At 71.6% G+C, this 20945-nt stretch carries 16 protein-coding genes and 1 pseudogene; 14 read left to right on the top strand and 3 right to left on the bottom strand.

Translation table 11 applies throughout. From position 1 onward, the window contains the following. Positions 1-242: 242 nt before the first annotated feature. A pseudogene (locus ACZ7M7_RS24035) lies at positions 243-434 on the top strand (CorA family divalent cation transporter); the annotation flags it as partial. A gap of 63 nt (positions 435-497) precedes the next feature. On the opposite strand, the gene ACZ7M7_RS24030 reads toward ACZ7M7_RS24035, so the two are convergent. Next, complete coding sequence (locus tag ACZ7M7_RS24030; protein ID WP_472120134.1) at positions 498-1046, bottom strand: DUF1062 domain-containing protein; 549 nt, start codon at positions 1044-1046, stop codon at positions 498-500. A 316-nt stretch (positions 1047-1362) separates the two neighbouring features. Between ACZ7M7_RS24030 and ACZ7M7_RS24025 the strand changes: the two genes are divergently transcribed. Both ACZ7M7_RS24025 and ACZ7M7_RS24020 read left to right on the top strand, forming a co-directional pair. After that, a complete protein-coding gene (locus tag ACZ7M7_RS24025; RefSeq protein WP_472120132.1) occupies positions 1363-1833 on the top strand; it encodes a flavodoxin family protein in 471 nt (156 codons plus the stop codon). Between the two features lie 214 nt (positions 1834-2047). Then, on the top strand, positions 2048-3316 hold the full coding sequence (locus ACZ7M7_RS24020) for a hypothetical protein (RefSeq protein WP_472120130.1): 1269 nt from the start codon (positions 2048-2050) through the stop codon (positions 3314-3316). Positions 3317-3415: 99 nt separating this feature from the next. On the opposite strand, the gene ACZ7M7_RS24015 is transcribed toward ACZ7M7_RS24020, so the two are convergent. Further along, the gene (locus ACZ7M7_RS24015) at positions 3416-5887 is read right to left on the bottom strand and encodes a SpoIIE family protein phosphatase (RefSeq protein ID WP_472120128.1); all 2472 of its coding nucleotides are present in this window, start codon (positions 5885-5887) and stop codon (positions 3416-3418) included. A gap of 253 nt (positions 5888-6140) precedes the next feature. Here ACZ7M7_RS24015 and ACZ7M7_RS24010 point away from each other — a divergent pair, with 253 nt between their 5' ends. The 4 genes from ACZ7M7_RS24010 (at position 6141) to ACZ7M7_RS23995 (ending at position 13136) form a co-directional block, all read left to right on the top strand. Further along, positions 6141-8207 carry a SpoIIE family protein phosphatase gene (locus ACZ7M7_RS24010; protein ID WP_472120126.1) on the top strand — a complete coding sequence of 689 codons (2067 nt, stop codon included), beginning with the start codon at positions 6141-6143 and terminating at the stop codon, positions 8205-8207. Positions 8208-8278: 71 nt separating this feature from the next. Beyond that, positions 8279-9058, top strand: a complete 780-nt coding sequence (locus ACZ7M7_RS24005) for an IclR family transcriptional regulator (RefSeq protein ID WP_472120124.1) — start codon at positions 8279-8281, stop codon at positions 9056-9058. Positions 9059-9162: 104 nt separating this feature from the next. Next, positions 9163-10299, top strand: coding sequence for a PP2C family protein-serine/threonine phosphatase (locus ACZ7M7_RS24000; protein ID WP_451172018.1), 1137 nt, complete (start codon positions 9163-9165; stop codon positions 10297-10299). Between the two features lie 137 nt (positions 10300-10436). Then, positions 10437-13136 carry a SpoIIE family protein phosphatase gene (locus ACZ7M7_RS23995; RefSeq protein WP_472120122.1) on the top strand — a complete coding sequence of 900 codons (2700 nt, stop codon included), beginning with the start codon at positions 10437-10439 and terminating at the stop codon, positions 13134-13136. 39 nt (positions 13137-13175) lie between these two features. On the opposite strand, the gene ACZ7M7_RS23990 is transcribed toward ACZ7M7_RS23995, so the two are convergent. Further along, entirely contained in the window at positions 13176-14090 is a 915-nt protein-coding gene (locus tag ACZ7M7_RS23990; protein ID WP_383609442.1) for a MurR/RpiR family transcriptional regulator, read from the bottom strand. 111 nt (positions 14091-14201) lie between these two features. Between ACZ7M7_RS23990 and ACZ7M7_RS23985 the strand changes: the two genes are divergently transcribed. From ACZ7M7_RS23985 to ACZ7M7_RS23955, 7 genes are all read left to right on the top strand, one after another. Then, the gene (locus tag ACZ7M7_RS23985) at positions 14202-15338 is read left to right on the top strand and encodes a C45 family autoproteolytic acyltransferase/hydolase (protein WP_451172024.1); all 1137 of its coding nucleotides are present in this window, start codon (positions 14202-14204) and stop codon (positions 15336-15338) included. Positions 15339-15405: 67 nt separating this feature from the next. Beyond that, positions 15406-17052, top strand: coding sequence for an ABC transporter substrate-binding protein (locus tag ACZ7M7_RS23980; RefSeq protein ID WP_472120119.1), 1647 nt, complete (start codon positions 15406-15408; stop codon positions 17050-17052). A 6-nt stretch (positions 17053-17058) separates the two neighbouring features. Continuing rightward, complete coding sequence (locus tag ACZ7M7_RS23975; protein ID WP_472120117.1) at positions 17059-18012, top strand: ABC transporter permease; 954 nt, start codon at positions 17059-17061, stop codon at positions 18010-18012. Then, on the top strand, positions 18009-18866 hold the full coding sequence (locus ACZ7M7_RS23970) for an ABC transporter permease (protein WP_472120115.1): 858 nt from the start codon (positions 18009-18011) through the stop codon (positions 18864-18866). The genes ACZ7M7_RS23975 and ACZ7M7_RS23970 overlap by 4 nt, the downstream gene beginning before the upstream one ends. Positions 18867-18872: 6 nt before the next feature. After that, positions 18873-19898, top strand: a complete 1026-nt coding sequence (locus tag ACZ7M7_RS23965) for an ABC transporter ATP-binding protein (RefSeq protein ID WP_472120113.1) — start codon at positions 18873-18875, stop codon at positions 19896-19898. Beyond that, the gene (locus tag ACZ7M7_RS23960) at positions 19895-20086 is read left to right on the top strand and encodes a hypothetical protein (protein WP_383622827.1); all 192 of its coding nucleotides are present in this window, start codon (positions 19895-19897) and stop codon (positions 20084-20086) included. Before ACZ7M7_RS23965 ends, ACZ7M7_RS23960 begins: the two co-directional genes overlap by 4 nt. Next, a complete protein-coding gene (locus ACZ7M7_RS23955; RefSeq protein ID WP_472120111.1) occupies positions 20083-20934 on the top strand; it encodes an ABC transporter ATP-binding protein in 852 nt (283 codons plus the stop codon). Before ACZ7M7_RS23960 ends, ACZ7M7_RS23955 begins: the two co-directional genes overlap by 4 nt. Positions 20935-20945: the final 11 nt, after the last annotated feature.

Raw genomic sequence — 20945 nt, 5'->3', positions numbered from 1 at the left:
CATGTGCTGCCTGACCACTCTCAGTGACCGTGGAAAGTTATCGAAGGAGTCTCCCGCAATGCCTCAACTACCACTGACGAGGGAGGGCTTCGGGGAGAATCTGGGGAGGACGAGCAGCGTGGGGAGTGCTTGGGGAGAATCGACTGCGTAACCGGACAGGAATCTGAAAGATCCAGAAAGACGGATCAGCCCAGGTCAGAGACCAGTCCTGCGACATCGCCACAGGTCAGGGCCGCCTGGTAGAGGACTTCAAGAAGATCTCCTCGTGGGCGGCCATCTTGTTCGCGCCGACACTCGTCGGAACGATCTACGGGATGAACTTCCAGCACATGCCGGAGCTGGGATGGACCTTCGGATATCCCTTCGCGATCTGCCTGATGGGCGTGGTGTGCGTGAGTCTGTACGTGATTTTCAAGCGGCGGGACTGGCTCTAGGCGGGGAGTGGCCCGCCAGGGGCCGTCCGGCGAGTCTTGCCGGACAGACCCTGGAGGGCAGGCTCAGCGCTTGAGTGTGAAGGTGAAGTCGCCGGAGAGCTTGCCGCTCAGCCGGGCTGCCGAAACGAGCTTCCCCTCCGCGATCAGTCTCTCGACCTCGGCCCGTGAAAGACCGCAGCCTTCAGCGATCAGTCGCACCGGCCGGACGGGGATCCGCGCCTCGAAGCGGACGGACACGTCGATCACCTCACGGTCCAGGTGATCCGATCCGCCGGTGTCGAGGCGCCAGGCGTTGTCCCAGTCGAGGGCGATGCGATTGCGGCGCTGCACGACCGGATCCTGGAGCAACTCGGCGGCGAGACCAAGGTCGTTGTCGTGCAGCCGGTCCAGCAGGTCAGGTCGTACGGAGCGCACGTTCATCCGCTCCAGGACCGTGAGCTTCGCGGTCTCCCCGCAAGAGATACAGAGCACGAGGAGCCAGGCGTCGAGGAGCTTGTGGTTTGCGTTGACGCGAAACTTGCCGTTCGCCCGGAAGCGCTCGGACGCGCATGTGTGGCAACGGCGGAGAACGAGCGGCAGGCAGGTGGGCATAACCACCCAGCTATTGAGCACAGGAGTACACCGGTTTCAGTGAGAAATCCGCAGCAAAAAGGAGCGCGGCGCACATGCGCGACGCGCGACAGATCAGCTCTCGGGAGGTCTCACACGGTGTACAACGGCACGTCCTTGCCTGGGCGACTTGGATCGGCAGCACGGTATGGGCGCACACCGGCGCCGCGCCACTGGTTTTCGAGCGCCTCACCAGGAGGTTCAGCGCGCACGTGGCCACCGCTGCACAGGTGATGACGCTGCGTCACATTCAGGTGCTGTCACGTCTGAGCACCTCTGCGCGGTCCCCTCTACGGAAGCGAGAGAAGGGATCGTGAGGATGAAGACCGTCATCGTGTGCGCCTCCGTGTCGCACGGCAATACGCGTCGTGTCGCCGACAGCATGGCCGGGGTACTCGGCGCGAAGGTCGTCGCGCCCGAGCAGGCCGACCTGGCGGAGCTGGCCGGGGCCGACCTCGTGGGATTCGGCTCGGGCGTCTTCCACGGCAGGCTCCACCCTCGGCTGACCGAGTTCGTCAAAGCACTGCCGGCCGGGCGGGGCCGGGCGTTCGTGTTCGCCACCAGCGGGCTCCCCGAGATTCCGCCGGCGCCTTTCACTCGCCCCCTCGTGCAGCTCCTGAAGGGCAAGGGCTTCGAGGTGGACGGGAGCTTCTCGTGCCGGGCGTTCGACACCTGGACGCCGTTCAAGCTCGTCGGCGGCATCAACAAGCAGCGGCCGAACGCCGTGGACCTGGCCGCGGCGCGAGCGTTCGCCGAGAGGTTGCGGGACGGGCGAGGGCCGGTGTCCTGACACCCGGGGTCGTGGTCGCCTCGCCTCCGTCGGGCAGGACCCCCTGAGTCTCGCCGGGCTCCGGGCCAACTGGCCCCCGGGGGCTACACCATCCGGTGGCTTATGACCGTCGCGGCGTTATTCATATCACCGTATTTCCTATTCATTCCACTGTCCGGCTCTTGGTGCTGACCAACCGTCACGAGGCCCTGAACCAAGTCGAGGAGAGTGGAAGATGACGACATCGCCGAAATGGCGATCTGTTCTGGCGCCTGCGGCCATGGCTGCCGCGCTCGCCGCAGCCGCACTGGCGAGCGCGGGCACCGCCCACGCCCAGGACGACACCACCCCGCACCCGCCGTACCCGGCCAAGCCCGCGCACCCGGCACACGGCGCCAAGCCGGCGTATCCGGTGCACCCGGAGAAGCCCGCCTACCCGGTGCACCCGGTCAAACCCGAGTACCCGGTCAAGCCGGTGAAGCCGGAGTACCCGGCCAAGCCCGTTCACCCGGTCAAGCCCGAGTACCCCGCCAAGCCGGTGAAGCCTGAATACCCGGCCAAGCCGGTGCACCCGGTCAAGCCGGAGTACCCCGCCAAGCCGGTGAAGCCTGAATACCCGGCGAAGCCTGCCTACCCGGCAAAGCCGGTCAAGCCCGAATACCCGGCCAAGCCCGCGTACCCCGCCAAGCCAGTCAAGCCGGAATACCCCAGCAAGCCTGCGTACCCGGCCAAGCCGGTCAAGCCCGACTACCCCGCCAAGCCTGCCTACCCGGCCAAGCCGGTCAAGCCCGAATACCCGGCCAAGCCTGCCTACCCGGCCAAGCCGGTCAAGCCCGAATACCCCGCCAAGCCTGCCTACCCGGCCAAGCCGGTCAAGCCCGAATACCCCGCCAAGCCCGCGTACCCGGCCAAGCCAGTGAAGCCCGACTACCCGGCCAAGCCCGCGTACCCCGCCAAGCCAGTCAAGCCGGAATACCCCAGCAAGCCTGCGTACCCGGCCAAGCCGGTCAAGCCCGAATACCCCGCCAAGCCTGCCTACCCGGCCAAGCCAGTGAAGCCCGACTACCCGGCCAAGCCGGCACACCCCGTCAAGCCGGTGAAGCCTGAATACCCGGCGAAGCCCGCGTACCCGGCCAAGCCCGTGAAGCCCGACTACCCGGCCAAGCCGGCACACCCCGTCAAGCCCGCTTACCCCGCCAAGCCGGTCAAGCCTGAGTACCCGGCGAAGCCTGCCTACCCGGCAAAGCCGGTGAAGCCCGCCCACCCGGTGAAGCCCGCTTATCCCGCAAAGCCGGCCCACCCCGTAAAGCCCGTCAAGCCCGACTACCCCAGCAAGCCGGCCCACCCCGTCAAGCCCGACTACCCCAGCAAGCCGGCCCACCCCGTAAAGCCGGTCAAGCCCGACTACCCCAAGCACCCCGACAAGCCCGTCAAGCCGGACTACCCGAAGCACCCCGACAAGCCCAAGCACTCCGGCCACGACAAGAAGCAGCACGGGTGGTGATGGCGGAGACGAGGAGCTGATCCTGGTCCCCTAGGGGATTCGCACGTCGGTTGAAGTGCCGGGCCCGTGTACTCGGGCCCGGCACACCGCTGTCGGGGGTCAGGGGATTTCCTGTTCGGCCCAGATGATCTTTCCGCCGGCCGTGTAGCGGGCGCCCCAGCGGTGGGAGAGTTGGGCCACCAGGAACAGGCCGCGGCCGCCCTCGTCCATGCTGCGGGCGTGTCGCAGTCGGGGGGCCGTGCTGCTGCCGTCGGCGACCTCGCAGGTCAGACGGGTGTCGCGGAGGAGGCGCAGGCGTATGGGGGGTTCGGCGTAGCGGATGGCGTTGGTGACCAGCTCGCTCACGACCAGCTCGGTCGTCATGGCCAGTTCCGCGAAACCCCAGTCCGTGACCTGACGGGTCGCCCGGGCCCGGAGATCGGCGACGGCGGCCGGGTCGACGGGCACGTCCCACGAGACGACCTGCTCGGCGCCCAGGGCGTGGGTGCGCGCCAGGAGAAGGGCGATGTCGTCGGGCTGCGGCACGGGCACGAGCTCCCGCACCGCGGAGGAGCACAGCGTGTCGAGGTCGAGGTCCCGTCGGGACAGCAGTTCGCCGAGCCGGGCCATGCCGCGTTCCACATCGCGGTCGGCGTCCGCGACGAGGCCGTCGGTGTACAGGCCGAGCAGGCTGTTCTCGGCGAGTTCGATCTCGCCGGCCTCGAAAGCCATGCCGCCCAGCCCGAGCGGGGGCCCGGCAGGGGGTTCCGGGTAGGAGACCTGCCCGTCGGGCGCGATGACGACCGGCGGCGGATGTCCGGCCCGGGCCATCGTGCAGCATCGGGTGACCGGGTCGTACACGGCGTACAGGCAGGTCGCGCCGAGGAAGCCGGTCGTGCCCTGGTGGGCCGCCCCGGCCGTGTCGCCCTCGGGCCGCTCCTCACTGAGGCGCAGTACGAGGTCGTCGAGGTGGGCGAGCAGTTCGTCGGGCGGCATCTCCAGGTCGGCGAGGGTCTGTACGGCGGTGCGCAGCCGGCCCATGGTGGCCGCCGCGGTGATGCCGTGGCCGACGACGTCGCCGACGACGAGGCCCACCCGGGCCCCGGACAGCGGGATCACGTCGAACCAGTCCCCGCCGACCCCGCCGCTGGGGTCCGCCGGCAGATACGAGGATGCCACCTCCAGTGCCGTACCCCCCGTCAGGGCCTGTGGCAGCAGACTGCGTTGCAGGGTGACTGCGGCCGTGTGTTCCCTGGTGTAACGGCGGGCGTTGTCGACGCACAGGGCCGCTCGGGCCACCAGTTCCTGGGCGACGAGGACGTCGTCGGGCTGGAACGAGACGGGATTGCGCGAGCGTACGAAGGTGGTGAGGCCCAGGGTGGTGTTCCGTGCCCGCATCGGCGCGGAGATGAGGGAGTGCAGGCCGAACTCGCGGATGCTGGCCGCTCGCGCGGGTTGCTCGGAGGTCCACAGTTCGTCGGAGGGGTCGAGGACCGGGATGAGGATCGGCCCTCCGTCGATGAGCAGATGCGCGTCGTGCGGCGGCGGGACGAAGTCCACCCGCTCCCCCACTCGCGCCACGGCCTCCGGGCAGCCCTCGCGCACCGAGCTCATACCGGCCCGGCGCATCACCGGCTTGGCGGGGGCCGGGCCCGCGTCGGTCAGCCACGTGCCGTGCCCCTCGGTGCTGAGCACCGGCTCCAGCAGGTCCACGACGACGAAGTCCGCGAAGCGCGGAACGGCGAAGTCGGCCAGTTCCTGAGCCGTCCACAGCACGTCCAGCGTCGTACCGATGCGTGTTCCGGCCTCGCTGACCAGCGACAACAGCTGCCGGGCGTTCCACCGCTCGGTGACGTCCAGAACCATGTAGCAGACGCCGGTGATCGAGTTGTCGGGGTCCACGAGAGGGAAGAAGGAGGTGGAGTAGGCGTGCTGGCGGTGCGGGTCGGCCCAACTCCATCCCACGTACTCGTAGTCGGTGACGGGCAGGCCGGTTTCCAGGACCTTGCGCATCCGGCCCTCGATGGTCTCCGCCTGCAGCCCTGGCAGCAGTTCACTCAGCCGACGGCCGAGGCGCTGCTCGCGAGGGACACCGCCGAAGCGTTCCAGGGTGTCGTTGAGCCAGACGTAGCGCAGCTCGGTGTCCATCACGGCCATGCCGACCGGTGAGCGGGTCAGGAATCCGTCGAGCATGGACTGGCCCACCGCCCACTGCTGCCGCAGCTCCCGTGCCGAGATCAGAAAGCACTCGTCCGCCGCGATGCGGAAGGACGCGGAGACCCGCAGGTCCGCGTCGACGCGGCGGCCGTCACGGTGCCGTAGCGGAATGAGTCCGTTCCATCCCATGCCGGCCCGGCAGCGCTCGGCGACGCCGGCCGCACGGACCGGGTCACTCGGTATCGCAAGCAGCCGCGTGGCGGGCGAGCCGACGATCTGCGCGGCGGGGTGGCCGAGGAGTTCCTCCGCGGCCCGGGTCCAGCCGATCACCACACCGCGTCCGGACACGACCGCCGCCGCGTCGGTGGACGCGTCGAAGAGGGCGCTCGGTCCTCCGGACGTGGGCGCCTGCGGTTCTTCTCGCGCATCATCCATGGGTCCTCAAGCAGCGTCCATGGGTCCCGTCCTCCACACGACCATGTTCCTGCTTGTCCGCCCGATGTGCACGGGCCGACGGCCCCGGTCCCGTTGCGTGGAGGTGCGGGCGGGACCGGGCCACTCGTCGACGGCCTCTCACCGGGCAGGGCGGAGAGGCCGGAGGGAGCATGGATGTGCCGTTCGCCCCAATCGTGGTACCCGATCGTGGCAGAGGCCGGCAGGCCATGCCGGCGGTGAAGGAGGAGCTGGGATGACAGCTGGATCCTTCGAGTCCGCGGGCGGCGGGTACGCGCCGGAGCCGCCCCGGCCGACCGGGCTGCTCGATGTGCTGAGCGTGGCCGCGGTGGTCGTCGACGCCGACGGGCGCGTGGTGTTCTGGACCCCGCAGGCCGAGGAGCTCTTCGGCTACACCGCCGACGAGGCCCTCGGCACGCATGCGACGCGCCTGTTCATCCACCCCGACCAGCTGCCGGCCGTGGTGCAGCTGTTCACGGAGGTGCTGGAGACCGGCCGCAGCTGGGCCGGCACCTTCCCGGTGCGGCACAAGGACGGCAGCACCCGGCTGACGGAGTTCCGCAACATGCGGCTGCTGGACGATCTCGGTGACGTCTACGCCCTGGGCATCGCGGCCGACCACTCCCTGCTCCAGCGGGTCGAGACGGACCTGGCGCTGTGCGAGCGGCTGATCAACCAGTCCCCGATCGGGATCGCGCTCCTGGACCCGGACCTGCGTTATCTGCTGGTCAACCCGGGACTGGAGCGTATCGACGCCACCCCGGCGGAGGACCATGTCGGCCGCCGGCTGCGGGAGACGCTGCCGCTGCCCGACATCGACACGATCGAGTCCTGTCTGCGCCAGGTGCTCACCACCGGTACGCCGCTGCTGGACCAGTACCACGTGGGCCGCCCGCCGGCGGACCCCGAGACCGAGCATGCCTGGTCGCTGTCCTTCTATCGGCTGGAGGACCCGGGCGGGCGGGTCCTGGGCGCGGCCATCTCGTTCGTCGACGTCACCGAGCGGCACCGCGCGGCAGCCGAGGCCGACCGGGCCCGGCGGCGCCTGGCCCTGATCGCCGACGCCTCCACCCGGGTCGGCACCACGCTGGAGGTGGACCGGACCGCCCACGAGCTGGCGGAGGTCGCCACTCCCGAGCTGGCCGACGTGGTGGCCGTGGACGTCCTGGACGCCGCGCTGGCCTGCCGGCGCAACCGCAAGCCGGACAACGGCCCGGAGCTGTTCCGCGCGCTCGCGCTGAAGGCGGCCTACCCGAGCGTGGCGCTGCGCGCCGCCGACTCCCCCGGCGACCTCGCCGCGTACGACGGCGACCGGCTGGTCACCCTGTGCGTGCACACCGGCCGGCCGATCCTCGTACGCCATGTCGGCGAGCAGGATCTGCCGCGTATCGCCAAGGACGCCGAGGCCACCGCCCTGCTGGCGCGGGCGGGCGTCCACTCCTATCTGGCCGTGCCGTTGATCGCGCACGGTGAGGTGCTCGGCGCCCTCGACCTCAAGCGCACCCGCAATCCACTGCCGTTCGACCAGGACGACGTCGTCCTGGCCAGTGAGCTGGCCGGCCGGGCCGCCGTGGCCATCGACAACGCCCGCTGGTTCCAGAGCGTGCGCAACACCTCCCTGACCCTCCAGCGCAGCCTGCTGCCCGACCATCCGCCGCACCACACGGGTCTGGAGCTGGCCTCCCGCTACCAGCCCGCCCAGGCCACCAGCGAGGTCGGCGGCGACTGGTACGACGTCATTCCGCTGGAGGACGACAAGACCGCGCTGGTCGTCGGCGACGTCATGGGCAACGGCATCGACGCCGCCGCCACCATGGGCCGCCTGCGCACCGCCACCTGTGCCTACGCCGACCTCGACCTCGAGCCCGGCTCCGTGCTCCAGCACCTGGACAAGATCACCTGCGATCTGGAGCACTACATCGTCACCTGCCTGTACGCGGTGTACGACCCCCGCTCCCGGCAGTGCCACATCGCCAACGCCGGACACATGCCACCCGCGCTGGCCCGCCCCGGCCGCGCCCCGGAGCTGCTCGAACTGCCGGCCGGCGCCCCGCTCGGGGTGGGCGGCATCCCGTTCGGGACCACCACGGTCGAGCTGGGCCCCGGCGATCTGCTGGTCCTCTACACCGACGGCCTCGTCGAGACCCGGCTCCACCCCATAGACGACCGCCTGAGCGTCCTCCTCGGTTTCCTCGACGAACCCCGCAGGCCGCTGGAGGAGACCTGCGACCTCCTGCTGTACGGCCTGCGCCACCCCGACGACCACGACGACGTGGCTCTTCTCGTGGCGCGGGTGCTGTAAGCCCGGTTCGGTCCCGTCCCGGGGAGCGGGCCCGCCTTGCCCGCGGCGGGCGCCCGGCGCACGCTGTTCCTATGGGTGCTCAGGAGGGCCCTACGCTCATCGGCTCCGTACAGCGCGCCTTCCGCCTGCTGGAGGCGATGAGCGCGCACGAGAACGGCGCGCCGGCCAAGCAGCTGGCTCGGGAGACGGGCCTGCCCCTGGCCACGGCGTACCACCTGCTGCGGACGCTGGTCCACGACGGATATGTGCGCAAGCTCGACGACGGCGGGTTCATCCTGGGCGACCGGATCGGCACCCTGCACACATCGGGCCGGGCGCAGACGCTGCTCAGCCGGATACGCCCGACGCTCGCCGCGCTGCGGGACGAGCTGTCGACCGCCGCGTACCTCACCTTCTACGAGGACGGCGAGATCCGGGTCGCCGAGATCGTGGACGGCCCCCGCGCTCCCCGGGTCGATCTCTGGGTGGGGTTCGAGGACGCGGGACACGCCACCGCGCTGGGCAAGTCCGTGCTGCGTGAGCTGGACGAGGAGTCACGCAAGGACTACCTGTCCCGGCATCGGCTCGCGGACCTCACGCCCAGGACCATCACCGACCCTCCGGAGCTCATCCGGCGGCTCGACTCCGAGCCCCTGGCCCCGGCGGTCACGGACATGGAGGAGTACACCCTCGGCACGGTCTGCGTCGCGGTGCCCGTCTACAGCGGGGGCACCCTCGGCTCGCTCGGAGTGTCGCTGCGGGCCGACCGGCGCACCCGGCTGGAGGAGACGCGGGCCCGTCTGGAGGAGGTCCGGGCGCGCCTGCTCCCGACCGCGAGCCGCGTGACCCGGGGCCTCTCGCTCACTATCTGAAATCCGTGTCCTTGTCCCATCCGGGGTCGAACCGCTTTCCTGAATAAACCGGACATAAACCCCGGAAGCGCCCCCCACTCACAGGTGAGGACATCCCACAAGACATGAGCCAGGCCCCGCACCACGGTCGCTACCACTGGCCGAGGCGACTGGTCGCCGCCACGCCCGTACTGCCCATACTGATCGTCTCCGCGATCGTGCTCGTCGATCTCGTCTGTGGATCGGGGATGACCTGGCTGCCGCTTCTCGCCGTGGGTCCCGCGCTCGCGGCCACCACCAACGGGCCGCGCGGAGTCCTGTGGCTGGGACTTCTCGCCGCCGCCCTGGGCGCGGTCCTCGGCATCCGTGACGACGCCGGAGCCAGTGAGCTGGCCGTCGTGCTGGCCGCCCTGATGGCCGTCACCCTGGCCGGGAGCCTGGCCAGCGCGCTGCGCGGGCGACGCGAGCGGGTGCTCGCCGCCGTGCGTTCCGTCGCCGAGGCCGCCCAGCACGCGCTGCTGCAGCCGGTGCCGGCGACGGTCGGGCCGTTCCAGGTCGCCGTCCGCTACAGCGCCGCCGCGGCGGAGGCCCGGATCGGCGGCGACCTGTACGCGCTCGTGTCCACGCCGTACGGTGTCCGGCTGATCGTCGGCGACGTGCGCGGCAAGGGGCTGCCGGCGGTGGGGACCGCGGCTCTGGTGCTCGGGGTGTTCCGCGAGGCCGCGTACGACGAGCCCGACCTCCTCGCCGTCGTCGCACGCATCGAGCGGAGCCTGGCGCGCAACCTGGGCAGCGACGACTTCGTCACCGCCGTGGTCGCCGGGTACCCCCGGGACGGGCAGCTGGAGGTGGTCAACTGCGGTCACGCGCCGCCGCTGCTGGTGCGCGACTCCGTCGTCGTGGCGGTCGACCCGGAACGTCCGGCCCCGCCCCTCGGGCTGCGCACCCTCTCGGGTGAGACGCCGGCACTGCATGTGCTGCCCTTCGCCGACGGGGACCAGCTGCTGCTGTACACCGACGGCGTCACCGAGGCCCGCGACCACAAGCGGGAGTTCTACCCGCTCGCCGAGGGGCTGGAACGGCACACGTGTGACGAACCGGCACACACCGTCACCGCCCTCCACGACGAGCTGCTGGCCCATGTGGGCGGCCGGCTCCACGACGACGCGGCACTGCTGCTGCTGCGCATGCCGGCCCCGGCCGGCACCCCCGCCGACCGTGAGGTGCCCGAGGCCGGACGCGTCGGTTCCTGCTCGCCGTAGTACCGCAGGGCGCGGGGAACCGTGCGACCGACCACAACGGCGCCGCACCCGAACGACGGCACCACCCGGCACCCCCTCCCGGCCCTGCTCACGGAACGAACCGTGCCCACCTCGTCCAACGGTGTTAGAAATGAGGCATGGCCGCAGTCATCGGCCGCCTGCGGTCGCTGGTGAGCCTGCGTACCGTCGCCCGGCAGGTCTTCGTGCTGCAGGCGGCGATCGTCGTCCTCCTCGTCGCCGCCGCAGTGGTGGCCCTGGTGCTGCAGGTCCGCACCGACACCAGACGGGAGGCAGGCAACCGGTCCCTCGCCGTGGCCGAGTCCTTCGCGAAGGCGCCGGGTGTCGTGGACGCCCTGGCGGATCCGGATCCGAGCGCTGCGCTCCAGCCACGTGCCGAGGCGGCGCGCGAGGCGACCGACGTGGACTTCATCGTCGTGATGAGCACGGACGGGATCCGCTACACCCACCCCAACCCCGACCGGATCGGCAAACACTTCGTCGGCACCATCGCACCGGCCCTGGCGGGCGGGGTCGTACGGGAGACGTACACCGGCACCCTGGGGCCGTCCGTGCGCGCCGTGGTCCCCGTGACCGACGGCGACGACAAGGTCGTCGGGCTGGTGTCCGCCGGGGTGACGCTGGCCAGCGTGGGCGGGGTCGTCGACAACCAGCTGCCGGTGCTGCTCGGCTCGGCGGCGGCCGCCCTCGCCCTGGCCACCGGCGGCACCGCGCTGGTCAGCCGGCGGCTGCTGCGCCAGACGCACGGGCTGGGGCCCGCCGAGATGACGCGGATGTACGAGCATCACGACGCCGTCCTGCACTCGGTACGGGAGGGCGTCCTGATCATGGACGGCCGCCGCCGACTGGCGCTGGCGAACGACGAGGCGCGCCGGCTGCTCGGACTGCCCGCGGACGCGGAGGGGCGGCCCTGCCCCGACCTGGGCATCGCGCGCGACCTCGCCGGGCTGTTCGCCTCCGGGCGGGACGCCACCGACGAGGTGCACCTGGCCCGGGGCCGGCTGCTGGCCGTCAGCCAGCGGTCGACCGACCAGGACGGCGGTCCGCCGGGCAGCGTGGCCACCCTGCGGGACACCACCGAGCTGCGGACGCTGACCGGCAGGGCGGACGTGGCGCAGGAGCGGCTGAAACTGCTGTACGACGCGGGTCTGGAGATCGGCACCACCCTTGATGTCACCCGCACCTCGCAGGAGCTGGCCGACTTCGCGGTGCCGCGGTTCGCGGACTTCGTCTCCGTCGACCTGGCGGATCCGGTGCTGCGCGGCGGGGAGCCCAGGGAGGGCCGCGCGGACATGCGCCGGGTCGCCTTCCGGGGCGCACGGGACGGCAGCCCGCTCTATCCGATCGGCAAGCTGATCCACTTCCGCGAGGGCACACCGCAGGCCTTCGGATTCGGTACGGGCGATTCCGTGCTGGAGGCGGACATGCCCGCCTTCTCCGGCTGGCAGGTGCAGGATCCCGAGAACGCCCGCCGCATCGTGGGTTTCGGCATCCACACGATGCTCACGGTCCCGCTGCGCGCCCGCGGCGTGATCATGGGGATGGCCACCTTCTGGCGCGCCGACCGGCCCGAGCCCTTCGAGCAGGAGGACGTGTCCCTCGCGGAGGAGCTGGTGGCTCGCGCCGCCGTCAGCATCGACAACGCCCGTCGCTACACCCGCGAGCACACCCTGTCGGTCACCCTCCAGCGCAGCCTGCTGCCCCGTGCGCTGCCCGACCAGAGCGCCCTGGACGTCGCCTACCGCTATCTGCCCGCGCACGCGGCGCAGGGCGGGGTGGGCGGGGACTGGTTCGACGTGATCCCGCTGCCGGGGGCGAGGGTGGCGCTGGTCGTGGGGGACGTCGTGGGACACGGACTGCATGCGGCGGCGACGATGGGGCGGCTCCGTACGGCGGTCCACAACTTCTCCACCCTGGACCTGCCGCCCGACGAACTCCTCGGACATCTGGACGAGTTGGTCGCCCGGATCGACCAGGACGAGGACGACGGCGACAACGAGAGCGCACCGGTCACCGGGGCCACCTGCCTGTACGCCGTGTACGACCCGTCCACCGGGCTGTGCACCCTCGCCCGCGCCGGCCACCTCGAACCCGCGCTCGTCCACCCCGACGGCGGCGTCGAGTTCCCGGCCGTCGCCGGCGGGCCGCCGCTGGGTCTGAGCGGCAGCCTGCCCTTCGAGGCGACCGAGCTGCGGCTGCCCGAGGGCAGCGGGCTGGTCCTGTACACGGACGGGCTGGTCGAGCGCCAGGGGCAGGACATCGACGAGGGCCTGGAGCGGCTGCGCGGGGCACTCGCGGCGACGCCGCCGACGGGTGGCCGGACGCCGGAGGAGACGTGCAAGGCCGTACTGGAGACCTTGCTGCCGGAGCGGCCGCGCGACGACATCGCCCTCGTCGTCGCCCGGACGCGGCTGCTCAGCGCCGATCACTCGGCGACCTGGGACGTCCCGGACGACCCCTCCGCCGTGGCCCGGGTCCGGGCGGCGGCCACCCGGACGCTGGACGACTGGGGTCTGTCGGAGGAGGCGTTCACGACCGAGCTGATCCTCAGCGAGCTGGTCACCAACTCGCTGCGCCATGCCACCGGCCCCATCCGCGTCCGCCTGATCCGCGACCGCGCCCTGATCTGCGAGGTCTCCGACGGCAGCAGCACCGCCCCCCACCTGCGCAGCGCGGCCGCGACGGACGAGGGCGGCCGGGGACTGTTCCTGGTGTCGCAGTTCGCCGAGCGCTGGGGTACCCGGTACTCGGCGGCGGGCAAGGTGATCTGGACGGAACAGCCCCTGGCGGATCCGGGGGCCGCTCCGGCCGAGTCGTAAGGACCGTTACGGCCGTTGCAGCCGTAGGCAGCCGGCGGCTCAGGTCTTGCGCGGGCGCGGCTCCTTCTGCGCCAGCAACTGCTCCCGCAATGCCGTCAGCTGGTGGGAGTGCTCGACCGCTCGGGTCTCGTCCAGGGTGGTCAGGGCGAGGACGAGGGCGTCGGCGACGACGAGGCCGGTCAGGGCCTCGTTGGTGTTGCCGGTCGGGGTGTGGGGGGCGGTGAGGACGGCGTCGATGCGGTCCTCGAAGACCTCCCCGAGCTCGTCGGTCACGAAGACGACCCTGGCGCCGACCGCGCGCGCCCGCTCGACGACGACATTCAGCTCGGCGAGCCGACGCCCCGGCTGGAAGACGACGACGGCGTCGCCCTGCCCGAGTGTGAGCAGCGGGTCGGCGAGGGCGAAGCCGGTCTCGCCGACGAAACGGGACCGGCGCCCGATCCGGCCTAGGGACAACGCCAGGTGCCGGGCGGCGAGTTCGCACGCGGCGACGCCGTAACAGAACACCTCACGCGCCTCCGCGAGCACCTCGACCGCACGCTTCAGCGCGTCGGCGCCGGTCAGCCGCCGGCACTGGTCGATGCGTTCCTGCGTCTCGTCGAAGACGTCGTTCCAGATGCCCTCCAGGTCCTGCCCCACGTGCGCGATGCGCTGCTGGAGCCGCACCTCGGGGGCGAGCGCGGAGGTGAAGTCGGCGGCGAGTTCCCGCTTGAGCGCGGGCAGGCCGGCGTAGCCGAGGCGCTGCAGAGCGCGTACGACGGTGGCATTGCTGGTGCCGCTGGCCGCGCCCAGTTCCTGCGCGCTGGCGAACATCAACTGCTCGGCGGGGGCGCTGGCGAGGTACTGGGCGACGGTCCGTTCCGACGCGGACAGCTCCTCCCACATGTCGCGGACGGCGGCGCGCAGCCGCGTGAGACCCCCGGGTCCCGCACTACCGGATTCTGGATTCTTCATTACAGGTATTGACTCTCACGTTTCGGCCATTACGCTCTGAACATCTCGTTCCAAGGTGAAGAGTTTTCGGAACAGACGTTACAGCACTGACGTGTCCCCGAGGAGCCCCGCGTGAAACAGAGCTTGCCGGTCATCGAGATCTCCGGGACCCCCCTCGAACGGGGACGACAGTACGGCGAGGCCGTGGCTCCCCAACTCGGGATCGCGCTCGGCTACTACGCGGAGGCGTTCGGCGTGTCCTCCGGCCTGACCTGGCGCCAGGTGACCGCCCGGGCCGCCCGCTGGCTGAAACCGGTCGGCGACCACGCCCCGCACCTGCTGGAGGAGATGCAGGGCATCGCGGACGGTGCCGGCCTGGACCTGCTCGACATCCTGGCCCTGAACGCCCGCGGCGAGGTCATCTACGACGAGTCCTTCGCCCTGATGCGCGAGGAGGAGCCCGCCGAGGGCTGCACCTCCTTCGCCGTGCACGGCCCGGCCAGCGGCGACGGGCACGTGTGGGCCGGGCAGAACTGGGACTGGCGGGCCGGCGTCGCCGACACCGTCGTCATGCTGCGGATCGTCCAGCCGCCCAGGCCCACCCTGATCATGCAGGTGGAGGCGGGCCAGATCGGCCGCCAGGGCGCCAACTCGGCCGGGATCGCGCTCAACGCCAACGGCCTCGGCGGGCGGTTCGGAGAAGCGGTCGGCCTGCCGCAGACCGTGGTCCGCCGCAGCGTCCTCGACCAGGCGAACATCAGCGACGCGCTGGACGTGCTGTGCCACACCCGCGCGCACATCGCCAGCAACGCCCTCCTCACCTGCCGCGAGGGCTTCGCCATCGACCTGGAGACCACCCCGGCCGGCCACGGCTGGCTGTACCCCGACGACGGGCTCCTGGTGCACGGCAACCACTACCAGGCGGGCATCCCCGCCGCCCTCGCCGACGGCTACCGCCCGATCGCCGCCGACTCCCTGGTGCGCGTACCCCGCGCCGAGCAGGGCCTGCGACGACTGCGTGACTCCGGCGGCGCCGACGAGTCGCGCAAGCTGATCAAGGACGCGCTGTCGGACCACCTCGGTTTCCCGGAGTCGCTGTGCACCCACGCCGACCCGCGCAAGCCCGCCGTCAGGCACTGGACGACCCTCGTCTCCTCCTGTGTCGACCTCACCGCCGGCGACTACCACGTCACCGCCGGCACCCCGTGCGACCGCGAGTACCAACACCTGCCCTGGAACCTCTACGACGGCCCCCACGCCCCTAACTGACGCACCATCACCAAGCTTTGCCCATCCCCCCGCTCCCGTTCACCTTCCCCGCTCAGGAGCCCCCGCAATGAAGCTCAGGACCGCCACGACCGCCGCCGGTGTCGCCGGGGCGATGGCCCTGCTCGCCGCATGCAGCGGTGCCACCACCGGCACCTCCGCGAGCGGCGGCAAGTCCGCCGACGCCGCCGACCTCAGACTCACGCCCACCACCCCGCAGGCCGCCGGGCCCGTCGCCGCCGTGAACTGGCTGCTGGAGGACGAGCCGGACTCCCTGGACCTCGACACCCAGGGCGGCAGCGCAGGCCGCACCGTGCTCACCAACGTCTGCGAGCGCCTCTACCAGCTCCAGCCCGACATGTCCGTACGCCCCTTCCTCGCCCGGCAGACCGCCCGCCCCGACGCGACCCACCTGGTCCTCACCCTGCGCGACGACGTCACCTTCCACGACGGCTCGAGGATGACGGCGGACGACGTCCTGTTCAGCCTGAAGCGGCACGCGGCACCGGAGATGGAACAGTCGGACGAGTTCGCCAACGTCTCCGCCATACGCAAGACCGGCGAGGACGAGATCACGATCACCTTCAAGGAGCCCGACGCCCTGTTCACCAAGGCGCTGGCCGGTGACGCCGGGCTCGTCTACAACCGGGAGCAGGTGGAGAAGGCCGGCAAGGAGTTCGGGACGCCCGGTCAGGGTGACGCCTGTTCCGGGCCGTACGAGCTGTCCGGCTGGAAGTCCGGCGACTCGATCACGCTGACCCGCGCCGACTCCTACTGGGGCGAGAAGCCGCTCACCGGCAAGGTCGTCTTCCGCTGGGCCGACGACAGCGCGATGGTCAACGCGCTCGCCACCGGAGCGGCCGACGGCACCTACGCCGACAACATAGGCACCGCGGCCGCCCTGCGCGGCAAGAAGGGCCTCGACGAGTACTTCGGCCCGAGCACCTCCACCCTCGCGCTCATCCCGACCGAGCGCGGCGGCCTCGCCGACCCCGGCATCCGCAAGGCCCTCTCCCTCGCCCTGGACCGCTCGGGCATCGCCAAGTCCGGCTACGGCGGCCTGGTCGAACCCTGGGCCACCCCGGTCGGCTCCGGCGCCTGGGGCTATGAGAAGGCCACCTTCGCCGCCGCGCAGAAGCAGCTCACCGATGCCCCGGCCAGCCCGGACGCGGACGACCTCGCGAAGGCGAAGGAGCTGGTGAAGAGCGCCGGGAAGGCGCCCGACGAGCCGATCGTCATCGGTACCGACAGCAGCCAGGGCCGTATGGTCATCGCCAACGCCGTGCGCGCCGCGCTCACGCAGATCGGGCTCGAGGCCCGGATCAAGACCGTCCCGGCCGCCCAGTACGGCGAGTTCTACGGCGACAAGGAAGCCCGCGCCGACATCGACGTCCTGGTGGCCGACTGGTACATCTCCAAGAGCGACCCGCTGGGCTTCTACGACAACGCTCTGTCGGACAGTTCCAACAACTGGGTCGGGTTCAGGAGTTCGGCCTACGACGCCAAGCTCCAGGAGGGCCTGCGCACCCTGGACGACGCCAAGCGCGCCGCCCTCGCGATCGACGTGCAGCGGCAGTTCGCGGACGCGGCCGTGTGGATCCCCGTCGCGCAGGTGCCCACGGCGCTCGTCATCGACGACAAGCTGACCGGTCCGCCCGCCTCGATGGCGTACCTCTACCACCCCTGGGCCGCGAAGCTCGGCGCGAAGAAGGGCTGAGCACCGATGTTCGCCTCGATCGGACGGCGGCTGGCGGGACTGCTGGCCACGCTGCTGGCCTCGTCCTTCGTCATCTTCGCCGCCGTGTACGCAGCTCCCGGCGACCCCGCCGTGTTCCTGGCGGGGGGCCGCGACAAGCTCACCCCGGAGCGGCTGGCCGCCGTGCGGGAGCAGTACCACCTCGACGAGCCGCTGGTCGTCCAGTACGGCCGCTGGCTGTGGGACTGCCTCCACCTCGACCTCGGCCGCTCCTTCCAGTACGGCGACCAGGTCTCCGACCTGCTGACGTCCCGCTTCCCGACGACGCTCGCGCTGGTCGGCTACGCCACGGTCCTGTTCGTCGTCCTGGGGGTCGGCGCCGGAGTGCTCGCCGCGGTCCGGCGCGGCAGTTGGGTGGACTCCGCCGTCGTCGGCACCACCACGCTCACCGCCTCCGTTCCCTCGTTCGTGGGCGGCATCGCACTGGTCGCCTTCTTCGGGGTGCGGCTGGGCTGGTTCCCGGTGACGGGCAGCGGCGAGGGCTTCGGCGGGACGCTGCACCATCTGACGCTGCCCGCCCTCGCCATGGCGCTCGGCGCGGTGGCCGTCATCTCCCGGGTCACCCGGCAGGCGATGGTCGACGCGGGCTCGGCCGACCATGTCGAGGTGGCCCGCGCGGCCGGGCTGCCGGAGCGGCAGATCATCCGCCGACACGTGCTGCGCAACGCGCTGGGCCCGGTCGTCACCATGTGCGGCCTGGTCACCGCGGGGATGCTGGCCGGCACGGTGGCGATCGAGACCGTCTTCGGCCTGAGCGGCATCGGCTCGCTGCTGGTCGGTGCCGTGAACAGCCATGACTTCCCGGTCGCCCAGGCGGTGCTGCTGCTGATGGTCGCCTGCTACATCCTCGTCACCACCCTCGTGGACCTCGTGCACCCGCTGCTCGACCCACGCCTGAAGGCCATGAGGAGCCCCGCATGACCACCGTATCCGCCGATGTGCTGCTCCCGGCCCGCCGCAGGCGCGCCCGCCGCCGTCCCGTCCTCGTGATCGTCGGGGCCGGCTTCCTGGCCCTCGTCGTCCTGGCCGCCGCCTTCGCCCCGCTGCTCGCGCCGTACGCGCCCGACGCCGTGGACCTGTCGTCCTCCCTGATCGGCACCACCGGCGACCACCTGCTCGGCACCGACGCCTCCGGGCAGGACCTGCTCTCGCGGGTCCTGTACGGCGCCCGTACCAGCCTGATCGCCCCGCTCGCGCTGCTGGCCATCGCCGCGCTGCTCGGCGTCACCCTGGGCACGGTCGCCGCCTGGCGCGGCGGCTGGGTGGACACGCTCGTGTCACGGGTGACGGACGTGATGTACGCCTTCCCCGGCCTGCTGTTCGTCGTGCTGATCATCGCCGTGTTCGGCGCGGGTATCACCACGTCGGTCCTGGGCCTGGGTCTCGCGTTCGCGCCGACCATCGCCAAGTACACCCGCAGTGTGGCGCTGGCCGAGCGGTCCAAGCCGTACGTCGACGCCTATCGCGTCCAGGGCATGGGCGGTCTGCGCATCTGCGTACGGCATCTGGTGCCGGGCCTCGCCCGGTCGATCGTCGGGTACCTCGTCGTGCTGTTCGGCGAGGCCCTGATGAGCCTGGCCACTCTCAGCTATCTGGGGTTCGGTTCCCAACCACCCAGTTCCGACTGGGGGTTGATGGTCCAGGAGGGCCAGGCCGCCATCGTCCAGGGCGCCCTGCTGCCCGCGCTGGTGCCGGGCACCGCCATCGCCGCCGTCGTGGTGGCCTTCAACGTGGTCGGGGTCTGGGCCGCCGACCGGCTCGGCGCCAGGAGGTAGCCCGCGATGCTGCTCGACATCCAGAACCTGACCCTGGGCCTGCCGCGTGCGGCCCGGCCCCTGCTCGCCGACGTGAGTCTGCGGGTCGGCTCCGGGGAGACCGTCGGCCTCGTCGGCGAGTCCGGCTCGGGCAAGTCCACCACCGCGAAGACGGCGCTGCGGCTGACGCCCGAGGAGGCGACGGTCACCGGCCGTGTGCTGGTCGACGGCACGGACGTGCTCGGCCTGAGCGGGGCCGGGCTGCGCGAACACCGGGCCGGCACGGTCGCGATGGTCCACCAGGACCCACGCTCCGCCCTCAACCCGGTGCGCCGGATCGGCGACTTCCTCGTCGAACGCCTGGTTCGCGCGGGCCGCGCGGGCGACCGGCGCGCGGCGCGCGAGAAGGCCGTCGAACTCCTCGGCGCCGTGGGCCTGTCCGACCCCGAGCGGCGCTTTCGTCAACGGCCGCACGAAATGTCCGGGGGAATGCTCCAGCGGGTGGTCATCGCCGGGGCCCTCGCCGCCGAGCCTCGGCTGCTGCTGGCCGACGAGTCCACCAGCGCGCTCGACGTCACCACCCAGGCGGAGATCCTCGCCCTGCTGCGCACCCTGCGCGAGGAACGGGACCTGGGGATGCTGTTCATCACCCACGACCTGCATCTCGCCGCCGCGTTCTGCGACCGCGTGTACGTCATGTACGGGGGCCGCGTCGTCGAGCAGCAGGACGCCGAGCGCCTCTTCACCCGTGCCCGGCATCCGTACACCCGCGGCCTGCTCGCCTGCTCCCCCGAACTCGGCGACACCGAACGGGCGTTGCAGCCGATCCCCGGTCGCCCCCCGTCCCTGTCCGACGCGTTCACGGGCTGCCCCTTCGCGACGCGCTGCGAGCACGCCGAGCCGGAGTGCACCACCTGGCTCCCGGAGCCGGTCGCGGTCCCGGGCGGCGGGACCGCCTCGTGCCGAAGGCTCGCCGACCTGTCCGAGGAGCCCACCGAGCCGCCACTCGCCACCGTCCCGTCGGCGCCCCTGGCCAAGAGGAGCACAGCATGACCGCGACCGAGACCCGACCCGAGGCGTCTGTGCGTACGGCCGACGACGGCAGGCAAGGCATCTGCCGCCGCCTCCCCGACCTGCCCTGCGCACACGACCCCGGCCCGGACACCGACCGCGACGGGGCATCCGCCGATTCACGACCGGCCGTCGCCCCGTCCTCCCCGGCCGACAGGAGCACGCCGTGACCACGACCGACACCCGGCCCGAGGCGTCCTTGCTCGTGGCCGACGGCCTGACCAAGACCTACCGGCTGCCCGGCGGCGACCGCCTCACCGCCGCAGACCAGGTCTCCTTCATCGTCCCGCGCGGCGGCTCACTCGGTGTGGTCGGTGAGTCCGGGTCGGGCAAGAGCACCGTCGCCCGCATGCTGGTCGGCCTGGTGCGGCCGGACGCCGGCACGGTCGCGGTGGACGGCCGGAACCGTGCCGCCCGGCCGCCGTCCCCGAGTCGGAGGCGGGCGCACCGCCTCGCCCGCGCCCGCGAGATCCAGATGGTCTTCCAGGATCCGTACGTCTCCCTCGATCCGCGCCTCACCGCCCGCCAGTGCCTGCGCACCGCCCTGCGGCTGCACGGCCGCGATGCCGACGACCGGCGGATCGCCGACCTCCTGGACCAGGTGGGCCTCGGCGCCCGGGAGGCGGGGGCGCGCCCGCACGAGTTGTCCGGCGGTCAGTGCCAGCGCCTGGCCATCGCGCGGGCCCTCGCCGTCGATCCGCGTGTTCTCGTCCTGGACGAGGCGGTCGCCGCGCTGGACGTGTCGATCCAGGCGCAGATCCTCCACCTGCTCGGCGAGATCCGGCGGGACACGGGGGTGGCCCTGGTGTTCGTCAGCCATGACCTGGCCGTCGTCCGGCACATCACCGACGAGACGGTGGTGATGCGGCGCGGCAGAGTGGTCGAGCAGGGCCCGACGGACCGGGTCCTCGGTGCGCCCGAGGACCCGTACACCCGCCTCCTGCTGGCCTCCGTACCGCGCCGGGGCTGGGATCCGGCCGACGCGGTACGGGCCAGGGCCCAGGCGGATGCCGCGTGACCCCGCGGGGT

Source organism: Streptomyces sp. NPDC111606 (genome assembly GCF_055656945.1).
Note: the sequence above shows the minus strand (reverse complement) of the source record. Positions and strands in the feature narration are given on the sequence as shown.

Excerpts from the sequence above, each read along its gene's own strand:
- ACZ7M7_RS23990 (WP_383609442.1), bottom strand. The coding sequence starts at position 14,090 with ATGAAGAATCCAGAATCCGGTAGTGCGGGACCCGGGGGTCTCACGCGG.
- ACZ7M7_RS24015 (WP_472120128.1), bottom strand. The coding sequence starts at position 5,887 with ATGGATGATGCGCGAGAAGAACCGCAGGCGCCCACGTCCGGAGGACCG.
- ACZ7M7_RS24010 (WP_472120126.1), top strand. The coding sequence starts at position 6,141 with ATGACAGCTGGATCCTTCGAGTCCGCGGGCGGCGGGTACGCGCCGGAG.
- ACZ7M7_RS24020 (WP_472120130.1), top strand. The coding sequence starts at position 2,048 with ATGACGACATCGCCGAAATGGCGATCTGTTCTGGCGCCTGCGGCCATG.
- ACZ7M7_RS23970 (WP_472120115.1), top strand. The coding sequence starts at position 18,009 with ATGACCACCGTATCCGCCGATGTGCTGCTCCCGGCCCGCCGCAGGCGC.
- ACZ7M7_RS23965 (WP_472120113.1), top strand. The coding sequence starts at position 18,873 with ATGCTGCTCGACATCCAGAACCTGACCCTGGGCCTGCCGCGTGCGGCC.
- ACZ7M7_RS24000 (WP_451172018.1), top strand. The coding sequence starts at position 9,163 with ATGAGCCAGGCCCCGCACCACGGTCGCTACCACTGGCCGAGGCGACTG.
- ACZ7M7_RS23960 (WP_383622827.1), top strand. The coding sequence starts at position 19,895 with ATGACCGCGACCGAGACCCGACCCGAGGCGTCTGTGCGTACGGCCGAC.
- ACZ7M7_RS24005 (WP_472120124.1), top strand. The coding sequence starts at position 8,279 with ATGGGTGCTCAGGAGGGCCCTACGCTCATCGGCTCCGTACAGCGCGCC.
- ACZ7M7_RS23980 (WP_472120119.1), top strand. The coding sequence starts at position 15,406 with ATGAAGCTCAGGACCGCCACGACCGCCGCCGGTGTCGCCGGGGCGATG.
- ACZ7M7_RS23975 (WP_472120117.1), top strand. The coding sequence starts at position 17,059 with ATGTTCGCCTCGATCGGACGGCGGCTGGCGGGACTGCTGGCCACGCTG.
- ACZ7M7_RS24025 (WP_472120132.1), top strand. The coding sequence starts at position 1,363 with ATGAAGACCGTCATCGTGTGCGCCTCCGTGTCGCACGGCAATACGCGT.
- ACZ7M7_RS23995 (WP_472120122.1), top strand. The coding sequence starts at position 10,437 with ATGGCCGCAGTCATCGGCCGCCTGCGGTCGCTGGTGAGCCTGCGTACC.